We start from the raw sequence: 14,202 nt of genomic DNA, 5'->3' as shown, positions 1-14,202 counted from the left end.
CCTTTAAACATGATTACAAGTTATTAATCCTTTACTGGAATAGCATTGGAGATACTCTGCGCTTCACGTATTTTTGGCGTGTATAATCGCTTCGTCATCGCCATAAAGAAAATAGGCGTAAACAATAGACCAAATAGAGTAACCCCTATCATTCCTGAAAATACTGCAATCCCCATGGTTTCGCGCATTTCAGCACCCGCACCGGTTGCAAGTACCAGAGGTACAACCCCTGCGGTAAAGGCAATTGACGTCATTAAAATAGGACGTAAACGTAGTTTACATGCCTCAATAATTGACTCTAAATTAGTCTTGCCTTGCTCGTACTCTTCTTTTGCAAATTCCACCATTAGGATTGCGTTTTTGCACGCTAAAGCAACCAAAACGATAAGAGCAATCTGGGTAAAGATATTATTATCGCCGCCTGTTAGCCACACCCCAAGCAATGCTGACAGTATGGTCATTGGCACAATGAGGATGATTGCAAATGGTAGCTTTAGGCTTTCGTATTGCGATGCCAAAACCATAAACACCAAGAGTACAACCAGTGGGAAGATATACACCATCACATTACCCGCGAGGATCTGCTGATAGGTGACTTCAGTCCACTCAAATGCCATGCCTTCGCTAAGCGTTTCGTTTAGCACCGCTTCAATTGCCATTTGCGCTTGATCCGAAGAATATCCGGGCGCGGGGCTGCCATTTAACTCGGCAGTAGGATACCCGTTATAGTGCATAACACGATCAGGTCCCGTTGTCGGCGTGACTTTGAGTACCGCGCCAAGTGGCACCATTTGACCGTAGTTGTTTCTTACTTTGTATGACAAAATCTGTGCAGGATCTGCCCGAAAATTTGCATCAGCCTGAGCGGTAACCTGATAAGTGCGGCCAAATAAGTTAAAGTCATTGACGTACATTGAACCTAAATAGATCTGTAATGCATTAAACACTTCCTCGAGCGGTACGCCTTGTACCATTGCTTGCTCACGGTCGATATCAATGTCCATTTGTGGTACTTGGATCCTAAAGCTTGAGTACAGTCCCATTAGCTCCGGTTGCTGCTGCGCTTTTGCGATCACTGCCTGTAAGTCAGAGAATAGCTTCTCAAAGCCAAGGTTTGCTCTATCTTCAATTTGCAGTTTAAAACCACCTGTGGTGCCTAATCCTTGTATTGGTGGCGGTGGGAAAACCGCGACAAACGCTTCATCTATGATGGCAAACTTCTGATTAAGCTGCGCAGCGATTGACGACGCATACAACTCTGGTGACGTACGATTTTCAAATTTATCTAGGGCAACAAATACAATCCCGCTATTTGGGCTGTTTGTAAAACCATTTACTGAAAGCCCAGGGAAAGACACGGAATGTAAAACGCCTGGAGTCTGTAGTGCAATTTGTTCCATCTCACGTACAACGGCTTCTGTTCTATCCAAACTTGCAGCGTCTGGCAGTTGTGCAATCGCAACAAGATACTGTTTGTCCTGTTGTGGAATAAAGCCGCCAGGGATGGTGCTAAACAACTTAGTAGTAGCAAAAATTAACCCTAAATATACCACCAACACAATGGTGCTCAGTCTAATAAGTTTTTTTACCAGTCCAACATAGCCGTGAGCTGCCTTATCAAAAAAGCGATTAAACGGTTTGAATAGCCACTGACCAAACAATTTATCTAACACCACTGTGAGTTTGTCTGGTTTAGCACCGTGCGGCTTTAACAGTAGTGCAGCGAGCGCTGGTGATAATGTTAATGAGTTAAATGCCGAGATCAGCGTCGAAATCGTGATCGTGAGGGCAAACTGTTTGTAAAACTGACCTGACAAGCCGGTAATAAATGCAGTTGGAATAAACACTGCACAAAGCACCAACGCAATCGCTATAATAGGGCCTGTCACCTCTGACATCGCTTGTTTAGTTGCCTCGAAGGGCGCAAGACCGTTTTCAATATTACGCTCAACGTTTTCAACCACGACGATGGCATCATCGACTACGATACCGATTGCTAGTACCAAACCAAACAACGACAACGTATTGATAGAAACACCAAGCCACTGCATTGCAGCAAAGGTACCAACTAACGATACAGGCACCGCTACCAGCGGAATAATCGAAGCGCGCCATGTTTGCAAGAATAAGATAACGACTAATACCACAAGTACAATGGCTTCTAATAATGTCGAAATTACCGCATCGATTGAGCCGCGAACAAAGATTGTCGGATCGTAAACGATATCGTATTCAACCCCTTCAGGAAAACGTGTCGATAACTCTTTCATGGTTTCACGCACCTGATCCGACAGCTCTATCGCATTAGAACCAGGACGCTGGAAAATCGGCATTGCCACCGCTTCATTTCCATCTAGCAAAGCTCTTAACGCGTAGTTATCTTGTCCAAGCTCAACTCGGCCAATGTCTTTGAGTCTAGTGATCGCGCCATCGCTCGATACGCTAACAATAATATTGTCAAATTCACTGGTATCTGCCAAACGACCTTTAACGTTTAACAGAATTTGGAATTGATTTTCATTGGTTGTGGGTTGAGCACCCACAGAGCCAGCTGCTACTTGGCGGTTTTGTTGTTGGACTGCTCGGACCACATCACTTGCGGTTAAGTTTCTTTCAGCCAATTGCTCGGGGTTTAGCCATATCCGCAACGCGTATTTACCGCCGCCGAATAGTTTTACATCACCAACTCCCGGCAAGCGCGCTATCTGATCTTTGACATAAATATCGGCATAGTTTGAGAGGTAGCTTGTATCATGCGAGCCACTTGGCGATACCAAATGCACCACCATAGTGAGATCTGGTGACGCCTTCTCAGCCACAACCCCTAAACGTTGTACTTCTTGCGGTAACCTTGGAATAGCGCTATTTACACGGTTTTGTACTTGAACTTGGGCACGGTCCAAGTCAGTACCAAGTGCAAAAGTCACGGTAAGCGTTAACCGGCCATCACTGGTTGCTTGAGAAAACATATACAGCATGTTCTCAACACCATTAATTTCTTGCTCAAGTGGTGTTGCAACGGTCTCAGCAATGACTTTTGGGTTTGCACCTGGATAGGTTGCAGATACCACAACCGTCGGCGGTACCACCTCTGGATACTCACTCACGGGAAGCTGAAAAAGGGAAATGGCCCCTGCGATTAATATCACAAGCGACATCATCGCCGCAAAAATAGGGCGCTTAATGAAAAAATGGGAAAATTTCATTATTAGTTTAATCCTTGTGAAGAATCGCTTGGCGTCATCGCAACCACTTCTGTGGCAATGTTATCTGGCAAGGTAAGCGTCACGGAGTTTGGGCTTATCGGCATACCTGGGCCTACACGCGCTGGACCATTCACCGCGATACGCTCTCCAGCGGCTAAACCCGACTCAACAGCACGAAATTCGCCATAGCGATTACCGAGTGTGATTAGACGATATTCAAGTGTATTAGCGTCGTTGACGACAAGAACAAAACGATTTTTAAGATCTGTACCCACTGCGCGGTCTGGAATTAATACTCGATCGTTTTGCTCACCAGATGAAAGACTTACTCGCGCAAACGAGCCAGGTCGTAATTGTCCACTATGGTTATCAAAAGAAGCACGTACTTTTAGGGTTCCGGAGTGGTCATCAATGGCGTTGTCAATAAAGTCTAGCTCACCCATGACTGGCTGTGACTCACGGCCGAGTAGCTGTAATTTCACAGGTAGCGGCTCACCTTCCGTCACTGATGCAAACTGGCTATTCCAAGTGCGCTCGTCGATATCAAAGTACGCATACATCTTATCGGTTGCGACTATCGTAGTAAGCAAGGTGTCGTTTGCTCTAATGGTGTTACCTTGAGTGACCTCAGCAAATGAAATTTTGCCGCTGATTGGTGCTGTGATCTTGCTAAACTCTAAGTTTAATTGAGCAGCTTTAAATGAAGCCCTAAGCGCATCTAGTTCGGCTTCACGCTGCGCGGTAAGCGAAACTCGGGCATCGACTTCTTCGGTTGAAATCGCTTTTTGCTTGCTTAAACGAAGCGCACGCGCTGACTCACTTTTTGCTTGCGAAAGGGCCGCTTCGGCACGTTTCACTTGTGCGGCAAGGCTGGCAACCTCAGCCAAGAAAGTTCTATCGTCCAGCTCAAATAGAACATCGCCTTGGTTCACCGTATCTCCCTCTTTGAAGTTTACCGAGCCGATCACTCCCGTGACACGAGCGCGAAGTGCGACTTCGTTTGGAGAAGAAAGGCGTGTTGTATAGGTGTGCCAATCAGCAATGCTAATTTGCGGTGTTGCTGCTACATCAATTGGTTGAAGAGGCGGAGTTTGACTGCTTGCCTGCTCAGCTTCGCCACATGCACTTAGCAGTAGCAAAACAGAAATAATCGTTGCGAGTTGCGTTGGTTTTAACATAGTTCCTCCTTTGTGTATGGAGGTAACTATACGTTTCATTTGTTGCATTAAACATAAGTGAAATGGAATATGATTGGTGTCAAATTAGAATCAATCGATGTAGATAACGAAATCAAAATGTCTTTTTTGTGTGATTTGCGCGAGATCTAAGATAATTCTTCCCGTTTGATTTAAAATAACAAAAAGCCTTACGGAATTGAATTATGTCTAACGCTAACCATTTACAATCCCTACTGAGTGGCGTGCTCAATAAAAGTGACGATGCAGTTGCTATTGTTAGCAACAAGTCGGTTCTTGAGTTTTGCAATAAAGCAATGGCGAAGCTAATTGGACAACCCTCATCTCACATAACAGGACGCACACTGAGTAATATTTTCGACCCCCAAACAGACGGTACGTTTGATGACAGAATCGACGGGGATGAACTCACGGAATGGTTTTTAGGCTTAAGCAACGGCTGTGAATTAGACTATCCAGAAATTGAAATTGATACCTTAAGCGGTGAGTTCTTCAGATTACGATGTTTTTCGCTGCAAGATGATGCCTTTGTTGTCTACGGAGACAACATTACCACAACAAAAGCAATACATAGCGAACTCGATCACTTACGTAAAGAGCTTGATTTTATTACCAAAACTGATCCATTAACGGGCGTCGCCAGTCGTAGGCAGCTAAGCGATAAAATTGACAGTCAAATTAGGTTGTATGAACGTTACAGAACACCATTTAGTGTGATACTGACCGACCTCGATAATTTCCGTGCAATCAACGAGCGATTTGGCCATGAAGCGGGAGACATAGTGCTGGTTCACGTGAGCTCGCTACTCTCTGACATGTTACGAGACACGGATTTAATAGGTCGGCTAGGTGGAGAGGAATTTGCCCTGGTACTCCCTAATACCGGCTTAGAGGGGGCAATCTTAGTTGCCGAGCGGGCACGCATTATGATAGAGCAGGCATCATTTCAAATTGCAGTCGGTGAAGAGGTCGATATTACCAGTTCATTTGGCGTTGCAGAATTTGGCGCAGGTGAGTCTGGCGTTGAAAGCATTATTCGTCGTGCAGATACGATGTTACTAGAAGCCAAAAGCAGTGGCAGAAATCGAGTTGTTCCAAATCCGCACTAATTAAGACCAATCGTTAAATTGTAATAATGCTTAACTAAGCTAGTTCCTTCAAGTAGTAGATAAGTGCGCCCAATATGGCGCATTTTGCAGTTAAGGAACAATAATAATGGCAAGTTTTACCCGTCGAGATTTTATTAAAAGTGCATTAATGGGCGTTGGCGCAGCGACAATTAGCGTCTCGTTAGTAGGTTGCGGCAGCAGTGATAGTAAAGCGGTTGCAAGCAACGGTTTTGCTGTCGCATTTAACCATGGTGTCGCAAGTGGCGATCCTTTAGCTGATAGCATCATATTATGGACGCGAGTCACCCCTGAGGGTACACCTAACAGTGTGGATGTCACTCTACAAGTATCAGAATCTGAAGATTTTGGTGTCTTACTACAAAGCCACCAGCTCGCCGCATTAGCAAAAAACGATTACACCGTTAAAGTAGATCTTAATGGCCTGACTGCAAATAGCCGCTACTTTTATCGCTTCGTCACTAAGGAAACGCATTCACCCATAGGTAAATGCAAAACCTTACCCGTTAACGATGTAACTCAGGTAAAACTTGCCGTCATGTCTTGTGCAAACTATCCGGCTGGTTACTTTCATGTTTACGCAGAGGCTGCAAAACGCAGCGATTTAGACGCGGTGTTGCATTTAGGTGATTACATATACGAATATGGTATGGGTGGGTATGCCACAGAGAATGCCGACGCCATGGGGCGCGGGCTGGATGCAGATAATGCGAGCGAGATTATTTCATTAAATGATTATCGTCGTCGCTATGCAAAATATCGTACGGACCTTGGTCTGCAAGCTCTCCACGCCAGTACGCCATTTATTGCGGTATGGGACGACCATGAAGTATGCAATGACTCATACATGGATGGCGCTGAGAACCATAACGAGGGAGAAGGGGAGTACGCTGCCCGCAAACTTGCTGCGCTGCAAGCTTACTATGAATGGATGCCTGTGCGTCCGATGGTTAAGGACCAACTCGAGAGCCTCTATCGTAAATTTGAATTTGGCGACTTGTTATCACTTTATATGCTAGATACCCGTCACGAGAGCCGCGCTAAAGCACTCGACTATCAAGATTATATTGACCCTACAACAGGACAAGTGGATTTTGCCGGATTTCAGGCGGATCTCACTGCGCCTTCGCAACAGCTTTTAGGCGTAAACCAATTGACTTGGCTCACAGATAACTTAAAGACATCTGCAGCGAAATGGCAAGTCTTAGGGCAACAGGTATTGATGACCAAAATGATGATCCCAGCCGAGCTGCTCATGTCTCTTGCCAACCCTTCTGCACAAATGTCGACGCAATTAACAGAGCTTGCTCAAATAAAGGGGAGAATGCTTGCTGGTGACTCAACGTTGTCAGAGCAAGAAAAAGCGCGAGTCACGTTTACCGCACCTTATAATTTGGATGCATGGGACGGCTACCCGGTTGAACGAGAAGTAATTTTACAAACAGCAAAAGCGGCCAATAAAAATTTAGTAGTCGTTGCAGGAGATACACACAACGCGTGGTCTGGTAAGCTCTGCGATGCAAGCGGAGTCATTTGTGGTCAAGAATATGCGACAGCTTCTGTCAGCTCTCCGGGGCTTGAGTATTACTTGCAATTAGGCGATGAGCAGGCGCTACAATTCGCTGAGGTATTGCAATTACTAGTCGATGATCTTGAATATGCCAATATTCATCAGCGTGGTTATTTAACGCTTAATTTCACAAAAGAGAAGGTGGAAAGTGAGTGGCATTTTGTCAATACAGTTAAGCAAGAGCAGTTTGAAAGTCACAATAAACAGCGCGAGCTTATACTGTAGGTACGGTAAGCAATTCGCGCTACCCTTCTTGTAAAGCGGCGTAAAAAGCGTGTAAAGGGGCTTTACAGTCCCTTGCATTTAGCTATTTTATCTTGCGAAAGAAGGGGTGTTACCTTGAACGGCTTCTTGTTACCTCCCTTAACTTTAACCTTTGCAATATCTAAATATTGAAAGTCGCCAGGGGCGTTAAGACGCCATAAATTCTTTGACTGTTCAGAAAAGCAAAATTCTCCCGTATCTCCATGTATCAACAGCAACGGATAACTGAGTTGAGCCGCATATTCTTCAAGTGTCTCTCGATATAACTGATAACCATCGCACTTAGCTTTTGAGTTTTTATCACAACGTCCTGAGTGCTTCTCTTTTTGATAAAGGTCAGCTTGTAGAAATATCACCGCGGCTTTATGGCTTGGTGTTAGCAAGCTATCCAACCACTTAATATTCTCTACATCACGACGATGGGACTCTTCGTGCACTACTTTTTTATCGGATAATAAGATTTGTCTGCGACCATTGTTGGTGCCAGGTACATGCAAAGTTAAAAACTGCACATCATCCACTATCCAAGATTGATTTTCAGGTACTGTTTGCTGACGTTTAAACTTTGGAAGGTTAGGTATTTGCACCGCAAAGTGTTTACGGATGAAATCCAATCTTTCTAACTCATCAAACCTAGGGTTCAGAGTTTCGCGGTCACAGTCAGTCCAATCATTGTCGCCGGGCGTGAATACAAAAGGTTGGCTACTCACACTTGAGATCAGGGCATAATTATCTTTAAGCAGCTGGTCTGTACAAGGCTCAGCACCGGATTTCATATCACCTACGTGCACCATAAAATCATGCTGTATATCATTTACCTTTTCCTGCAGAGCACCATTTGGCATCAGCATGCCTCTGTCTATCTCCGTATAGGGCATATCACCAAAGACTAAAAACGACGTTGCCGAGGCCTGAAATACACTGAGCATAGGCATCACTGCCATGGCGAATAATTTAACGAGCTGCACAATAATTCTCCTTTATGTTACCCCTCTATCATACATCAACTCTGTGACAGAAGAAGTTGCTCTCTCAATAAAAAGCGCCGCTAATTGCGGCGCTTTGCTACTTAAGATGTTTTTCGAAAAAAGCTAAAAACTCAGTGAGCGTCTTCACTCTATGTGCTTGATAACTCAGATGATGATTCCCATCCTCGAGCTCTATGTATTTGAACTTCTTGTCATTATCTTCAAGTTCATCTGCCATGTCACGACTATGATTCACAGGCACGACTTTATCGTCATCACCATGAATAAGTAACACGGGGCGGTTAATCTGCTTAGCGTAGTTAACAGGAGATTGTGCCTCAAGTTTATCAGTATCTTGTCCAAATTGGTCACGAACAAGCTCTTTGTTTGTGAAAAAGCGCGCACGACTGACTATCGATTCTAAGTCTGTAACACCAGCAAAACTTGCTGCACATTGAAACGTTTCAGGATGTTTTACCACAGCCATTAGTGCCGCATAGCCGCCGTAACTCGCACCACCTATACAAATTTTATTTTTGAGTGCATACTTTTCTGCAATCAACCAGTTTGCCGCATCTTGTAAGTCATCTTGCATCTTTCCTCCCCAACCTTGATTTGCTTCATTAAAGAAGTCAAAGCCATAACCAAAAGAGCCTCTAAAGTTAGGTTGGAAAACCACAAAGCCTCGGCTTGCCAATAGTTCAGACCAATAATCAAAGCCAGCGTAGTCGCGAGAGTATGGTCCACCGTGTGGAAAGATGATTGTGGGAGCAGCCGCATCGAATGCTTTAGGTAGGGTTAAGTAACCCTCAATTTCAAGGCCGTCACGGGCTTTAAACGATACCCTTTGTTTGCCCAAATAATTGTCACCGGTAATATCTGGATATAAACGTCCTAACCCCGCTAAAGAGCTGGTTTCTCTGTCACCAATCAGGTACGTACCAGAGTCTTGGTCCGAATCGCCGTACGCAATGTATTTTTTATTATCCGCACTCATACTTATTACAACGGTGTCATAGCTTGGTAATGCCGCCTTGAGTGAGCGTTGTAGGAGTTTGCGGTCTTCGTCCCAATAGACTCTCGAGTTATCAAGGTTGGAATGGCTGAAGCCTATGGCTCGACCGTCGTGTGAATAAATGAGACTGCCATCAAAATCATAGTCTGGATCGGAGAAAATAAGCTGAGGTAAAAGCGGGCGCTTAGTAATGTCTGCTTTAAACAGCGCATTTTTACCATTATGAAGTGCGGTGAGGTAAATAATATTTGGGTCTTTATCAAATCCAAGAATATGGATAGCTTCCGGACCACGAGCCTGAAAGGTATAGAAATCGGTTAGATCCTTCGTTTCGTTATCATAGAGCATATAATAAGCTCGGATCCCTTCAAACCCGTAACCTATTCTTACATTACCTTGTTGATCGGCTATCCAACTGGAGATTTTACTGCGACCTCGAACCACCAGTTGACGACGGTCTCTTTTTATATCCAAAAGATAAACACTTGGTTTATTTACGATATCAAAATCGGTCTGTACCAAGACTTTGTCGGGTTGGTCTGGTAGTAAGCCGATCACGCTATCCTGAAACTGCGCGGAAACTTGATTGCGATAGGGCTGGTTTATTTGCTCTAACTTCGCTGAGCCATCGGCTAAGTTATATTTAAATAAACGCGATGAGGTATACTTAACACCTCTTTGTACCTCAGTGTAATCAGCGCCGAAAATTAACAATTCGTCTGTTGCCCAGTCATACCAACTTAATGCAATGGTTTTGTTATCCGTTTTTAGGATGTATCTTTTTTTCTGGGTCTTAAGGTCGTAAGTCGTTAGAACCAACTCACCTTCATAGTTTTGTAGGTAGGCAACTGCCTTACCACTGGGGGAGAGCGAAACTTTGCTCATATTAGGGAGTTGCGCATAGCTTTCTACGGGTAACCGAGCGTTAGCAGAGCTAGTGCATAAAAGTGCAATAGCAAATAGAATTATATTTTTCATTTTTAGATAAGATGTAGAATGTTTTATGTGTCTTTAATTTGGCGACATTATTCCCTATTTTGAGGCTAAACTCCAACCTATATGCTTTGGCATACACTATCATTAGCGAAAACTTCGGAAAAGTGAGAGCAAAAGTTCGCTACATTGCTCTCACCTTAACGCCGTTGAAATGAAAGCTGCGTACACACCAGTTTATGCGTACGCAGATTGAAACTAACTTTTAGTCTACTATACGTTCATTGGATTTGAGGCGTGAATTTGGTAATCGGTATAACCTTGTTCGCTACCACCAAATAATGTCTCAGGCTGATGTTCGTTTAAGTACAAGTCATTTGCCAGCCTGTAGGGCAAATCAGGGTTTGAGATAAAAGGACGACCAAACCCAATCATATCAGCCCAACCTTCATTAAGAGCTTGTTGGGCGCGCGCTTTAGTATACTTTCCGGCATAAATTAACACGCCATTAAATGCCTCTTTAATTGCGTATTTAAATTTCAGAGGCATATCTGGCGCGTCTTCCCAATCCGCTTCTGCGATGTGTACGTAGCATACGTTGAGCGCAGTTAGCTGTTTAATTGCTGCGAGGTATGTCTGCTCAGGGTTTTCATCAACTGTACCATTTAAGGTAGTAAGCGGCGCAAGCCTAACGCCCACTTTGTCACTGCCTATCTCGTCACTCACAGCCGTTACGACTTCACGCAAAAAGCGAATGCGGTTATCAATAGAGCCACCATAGCCATCTGTTCTTTGATTTGAGCAAGAGTCTAAAAATTGATTAATCAAATAACCGTTCGCTGCATGTAGTTCAATTCCGTCGAACCCTGCTTGCATCGCGTTGCGTGCAGCGTGTCGATATTCGTTAATAACATTATTGATATCTGCTTGGGTCATTGCTCTAGGTGTTTGTGCTTGAATAAAATTAGGGGAGTCATTTTCATCGATGAAAACTTTCACACCCTGAGCTTGAATTGCCGAAGCTGAAATCGGCTGAAGCCCACCGGTATTACTTTGGTGAGATACTCGCCCAACATGCCAAAGCTGCGCAAACATAACACCGCCTGCATCATGCACTTGTTTTGTGACTTGTTTCCAGCCAGCAGCTTGGGCGCCTGAATAGATCCCCGGTGTCCAAGCATACCCCTTACCGAGTTGCGATATTTGTGTCCCTTCACTAATAATTAAACCAGCCGTAGCACGCTGTGCGTAATAGGTTGCCATCAAATTGTTAGGAATATCCCCGGGTTGACTCGCCCGCGAGCGGGTCATAGGCGGCATCACTATGCGATTGCTCAATGTTTTACCAGCTAAGTTAATCGACTCAAATAAATCAGCCATTTGGCCTCCTCAACGTTTATTTTCACTATGAGAAGCTTAACGGTTTAAAATATTTTCATTAACCGCAATAAATACAAAATATATTTGTAAAAAATGAAAAAGCTATAGCGTGAGCCTAGGCGCAATGAAGTCTAGAAATGCCGAAATCCGAGATGATACACCACTATTTTGATAATACACTGCTTGTACTGCTTCTCTGCGATTTGGCGAAATAATTTGCTCGGTAAAAACTTCAACAAGTCTTCCGGCTTTTATATCTTGCCTCACCATAAAGTTAGATAGCAGTGCAATGCCATGGCCTGCGATACACAATTGCCTCACGGTCTCACCACTGGATGCGCTAATGGAAAACTTGAGCTGCTGCGGACTTTGTAAAGGCCAGACGTTGAGATGTGGGGCATCGGTAAACCCTATCAAGTTATGATATGGAAGATCAATCAGTGGTTCATTACCTACAAATTTACTTAAATAGTCAGGGCTGGCTACAAGATGAAGTTTACTGCGACCTAGCAAACGAGCATGAAGATTAGAGTCTGCCAAGTCACCAATTCGTATTGCGATATCGGTTTTATGCTCTAACAAATCGATAATGCTGTCATGACTCGTTATTTCCAAAGTAATATCGGGAAAGGCCTCATTAAAACCTTTTAATATAGGCGTAAGCTGGTGAAAAACGAAAGGACTTGCAGCATCCACTCTTAATTTACCAGCTGGTGAAAATCGTAACAGCTTTAACGCCTCTTCACCTTGCTCAATGGTATTGAGTGCCTGCCGCGCATAGCTTAAAAATAGCTCTCCTTCTTCGGTTAACTCTATCCGTCGAGTCGTTCGATTGAATAGGGTTACACACAGGGACTTTTCCAGTCGAGTTACTGCTCTTGAAACCTTTGCAACTTGTTCGTCCATCAGATTTGCTGCAGCGGAAAAACTTCCAGTATCGACAACACAGATAAAAGCTTCTAGATCTTCGGTTTTTGAGCTGACGGTCATGTGCATTCCTTTTCATTTTCTACAAAAGTATTTTGTCATTTTCGCTATTTTTTGCAAATAAAAAAGCTTTCACACTACACCAACTTATTGCTTATCACGTTAAAAGGGTTATTTATGCCGCTTGCATTACTGGCGCTGACATTAAGCGCATTTGCCATTGGTACCACCGAATTTGTCATTGTTGGTTTAGTACCGACCATTGCCTCCGACTTATCAGTTTCACTGCCAAGTGCAGGTTTACTGGTGAGCTTATATGCCATTGGCGTTGCCGTTGGTGCGCCCGTATTAACTGCACTCACAGGACGATGGAATAGGAAGTCTGTATTACTTAGTTTGATGGCACTCTTTGTTTTTGGCAATCTGCTTGCGTGGCAAGCGCCAAGTTATGAAAGCCTCATTTTAGCGAGGATCATGACAGGGCTCGCTCATGGTGTGTTCTTCTCGATTGGCTCTACGATTGCAACTAGCTTGGTCTCAAAAGACAAAGAGGCAAGTGCCATCGCCATTATGTTCACGGGACTGACCGTTGCGCTCGTAACAGGTGTCCCCTTGGGTACTTGGATTGGCCAACAGTTTGGCTGGCGAGCCACTTTTCTAGTAGTTTCTGCTTTAGGTGTTATCGCTCTAATGGGAAGTGCATTATTAATTCCAAAGAACCTAAAGCAAAGCGCATCTGCCAGTCTATCTGAGCAGGCAAAGGTATTATTGCAACCCAGATTACTGCTCGTCTATCTTATGACCATACTCGGCTACGGTGGAACCTTTACGGCATTCACCTATCTCGCGCCAATTTTACAACAGGAAGCTGGTTTTAACGCCGCTACAGTCAGTATTATTATGCTGGTTTATGGCGTATCTGTTGCTGTTGGCAATATCTATGGCGGAAAGTTAGCCGATAAAAAAGGGCCGATAAGCGCTCTGACTATCATCTTCGCGTTACTCTCAGTCATTTTGGCTGTGTTGACATTTACCATGCAGTCGAAAGTAGGCGTGGTGATCACAGTACTTGTGTGGGGAGCATTTGCTTTTGGAAATGTACCAGGTCTTCAGGTCTATGTTGTGCAGCTAGCCGAAAAGTTTAGTCCAAAAGCGGTGGATGTCGCATCAGGGTTGAATATCGCTGCCTTCAACGTTGGAATTGCGCTCGGCTCTGTCTTAGGTGGCCAAATTGTAGAAAATATGTCGCTGCAGGACACCGCTTGGGTAGGCGCACTTATTAGCGCTGCAGCCTTATTAGCAACCCGTTTTAGTGGCCATCTGGATAACAGGGCTCAAGTTGTAGAGTAGGTGGCAGCTCATCCGGAGGAATTTTGCTAAAAGATCGCCACGTGAAGTGACTCCTACGAAAAGGCGATCTGGTTTAGCAAATTTTCAAATCTCACCAAAGTAGGAGCAGGTTAATCCTGCGAGCTTTTGTTAAAGATCGCCACGTGAAGTGGCTCCTACGAAAAGGCGATCTGGTTTAGCAAATATTCAAATCTCACCAAAGTAGGAGCAGGTTAATCCTGCGAGCTTTTGTTAAAGATCGCCACGTGAAGTGGCTCCTACGAAAA

9 protein-coding genes are annotated in these 14,202 nt (G+C 44.3%); 3 read left to right on the top strand and 6 right to left on the bottom strand.

Going from position 1 to position 14,202, the window contains the following annotated elements:
* Positions 1-23: 23 nt before the first annotated feature.
* Positions 24-3,206 (bottom strand): efflux RND transporter permease subunit, encoded by a 3,183-nt coding sequence (locus tag EXT48_RS19940; RefSeq protein WP_130165518.1) that lies wholly within the window; start codon positions 3,204-3,206, stop codon positions 24-26.
* A gap of 2 nt (positions 3,207-3,208) precedes the next feature.
* On the bottom strand, positions 3,209-4,384 hold the full coding sequence (locus EXT48_RS19935) for an efflux RND transporter periplasmic adaptor subunit (protein WP_130165517.1): 1,176 nt from the start codon (positions 4,382-4,384) through the stop codon (positions 3,209-3,211).
* A 203-nt stretch (positions 4,385-4,587) separates the two neighbouring features.
* On the opposite strand from EXT48_RS19935, the gene EXT48_RS19930 reads away from it, so the two are divergent.
* Together EXT48_RS19930 and EXT48_RS19925 are read left to right on the top strand one after the other, a co-directional pair.
* Positions 4,588-5,511: a GGDEF domain-containing protein gene (locus EXT48_RS19930; protein WP_130165516.1), complete on the top strand. Its 924-nt coding sequence runs from the start codon at positions 4,588-4,590 to the stop codon at positions 5,509-5,511.
* 106 nt (positions 5,512-5,617) lie between these two features.
* Positions 5,618-7,324, top strand: coding sequence for an alkaline phosphatase (locus EXT48_RS19925; RefSeq protein ID WP_130165515.1), 1,707 nt, complete (start codon positions 5,618-5,620; stop codon positions 7,322-7,324).
* A gap of 62 nt (positions 7,325-7,386) precedes the next feature.
* Here the strand turns inward: EXT48_RS19925 and EXT48_RS19920 are convergent, their stop codons facing one another.
* The 4 genes from EXT48_RS19920 to EXT48_RS19905 form a co-directional block, all read right to left on the bottom strand.
* Positions 7,387-8,331: a hypothetical protein gene (locus EXT48_RS19920; RefSeq protein ID WP_130165514.1), complete on the bottom strand. Its 945-nt coding sequence runs from the start codon at positions 8,329-8,331 to the stop codon at positions 7,387-7,389.
* A gap of 97 nt (positions 8,332-8,428) precedes the next feature.
* Positions 8,429-10,231: a S9 family peptidase gene (locus EXT48_RS19915; protein WP_240703413.1), complete on the bottom strand. Its 1,803-nt coding sequence runs from the start codon at positions 10,229-10,231 to the stop codon at positions 8,429-8,431.
* Between the two features lie 321 nt (positions 10,232-10,552).
* Positions 10,553-11,659: an alkene reductase gene (locus EXT48_RS19910; protein WP_130165512.1), complete on the bottom strand. Its 1,107-nt coding sequence runs from the start codon at positions 11,657-11,659 to the stop codon at positions 10,553-10,555.
* Positions 11,660-11,761: 102 nt separating this feature from the next.
* Positions 11,762-12,649, bottom strand: a complete 888-nt coding sequence (locus EXT48_RS19905) for a LysR family transcriptional regulator (RefSeq protein ID WP_130165511.1) — start codon at positions 12,647-12,649, stop codon at positions 11,762-11,764.
* 114 nt (positions 12,650-12,763) lie between these two features.
* Between EXT48_RS19905 and EXT48_RS19900 the strand changes: the two genes are divergently transcribed.
* Positions 12,764-13,936 (top strand): MFS transporter, encoded by a 1,173-nt coding sequence (locus EXT48_RS19900; RefSeq protein ID WP_130165510.1) that lies wholly within the window; start codon positions 12,764-12,766, stop codon positions 13,934-13,936.
* Positions 13,937-14,202: the final 266 nt, after the last annotated feature.

This window comes from Pseudoalteromonas sp. CO348 (assembly GCF_004208845.1).
GTDB lineage: Bacteria > Pseudomonadota > Gammaproteobacteria > Enterobacterales > Alteromonadaceae > Pseudoalteromonas > Pseudoalteromonas maricaloris.
Note: the sequence above shows the minus strand (reverse complement) of the source record. Positions and strands in the feature narration are given on the sequence as shown.

What these genes read in the sequence shown, in the direction of transcription:
- EXT48_RS19930 (WP_130165516.1), top strand. Translation starts at nt 4,588, where the DNA reads ATGTCTAACGCTAACCATTTACAATCCCTACTGAGTGGCGTGCTCAAT.
- EXT48_RS19910 (WP_130165512.1), bottom strand. Translation starts at nt 11,659, where the DNA reads ATGGCTGATTTATTTGAGTCGATTAACTTAGCTGGTAAAACATTGAGC.
- EXT48_RS19925 (WP_130165515.1), top strand. Translation starts at nt 5,618, where the DNA reads ATGGCAAGTTTTACCCGTCGAGATTTTATTAAAAGTGCATTAATGGGC.
- EXT48_RS19940 (WP_130165518.1), bottom strand. Translation starts at nt 3,206, where the DNA reads ATGAAATTTTCCCATTTTTTCATTAAGCGCCCTATTTTTGCGGCGATG.
- EXT48_RS19935 (WP_130165517.1), bottom strand. Translation starts at nt 4,384, where the DNA reads ATGTTAAAACCAACGCAACTCGCAACGATTATTTCTGTTTTGCTACTG.
- EXT48_RS19905 (WP_130165511.1), bottom strand. Translation starts at nt 12,649, where the DNA reads ATGACCGTCAGCTCAAAAACCGAAGATCTAGAAGCTTTTATCTGTGTT.
- EXT48_RS19900 (WP_130165510.1), top strand. Translation starts at nt 12,764, where the DNA reads ATGCCGCTTGCATTACTGGCGCTGACATTAAGCGCATTTGCCATTGGT.
- EXT48_RS19915 (WP_240703413.1), bottom strand. Translation starts at nt 10,231, where the DNA reads ATGAGCAAAGTTTCGCTCTCCCCCAGTGGTAAGGCAGTTGCCTACCTA.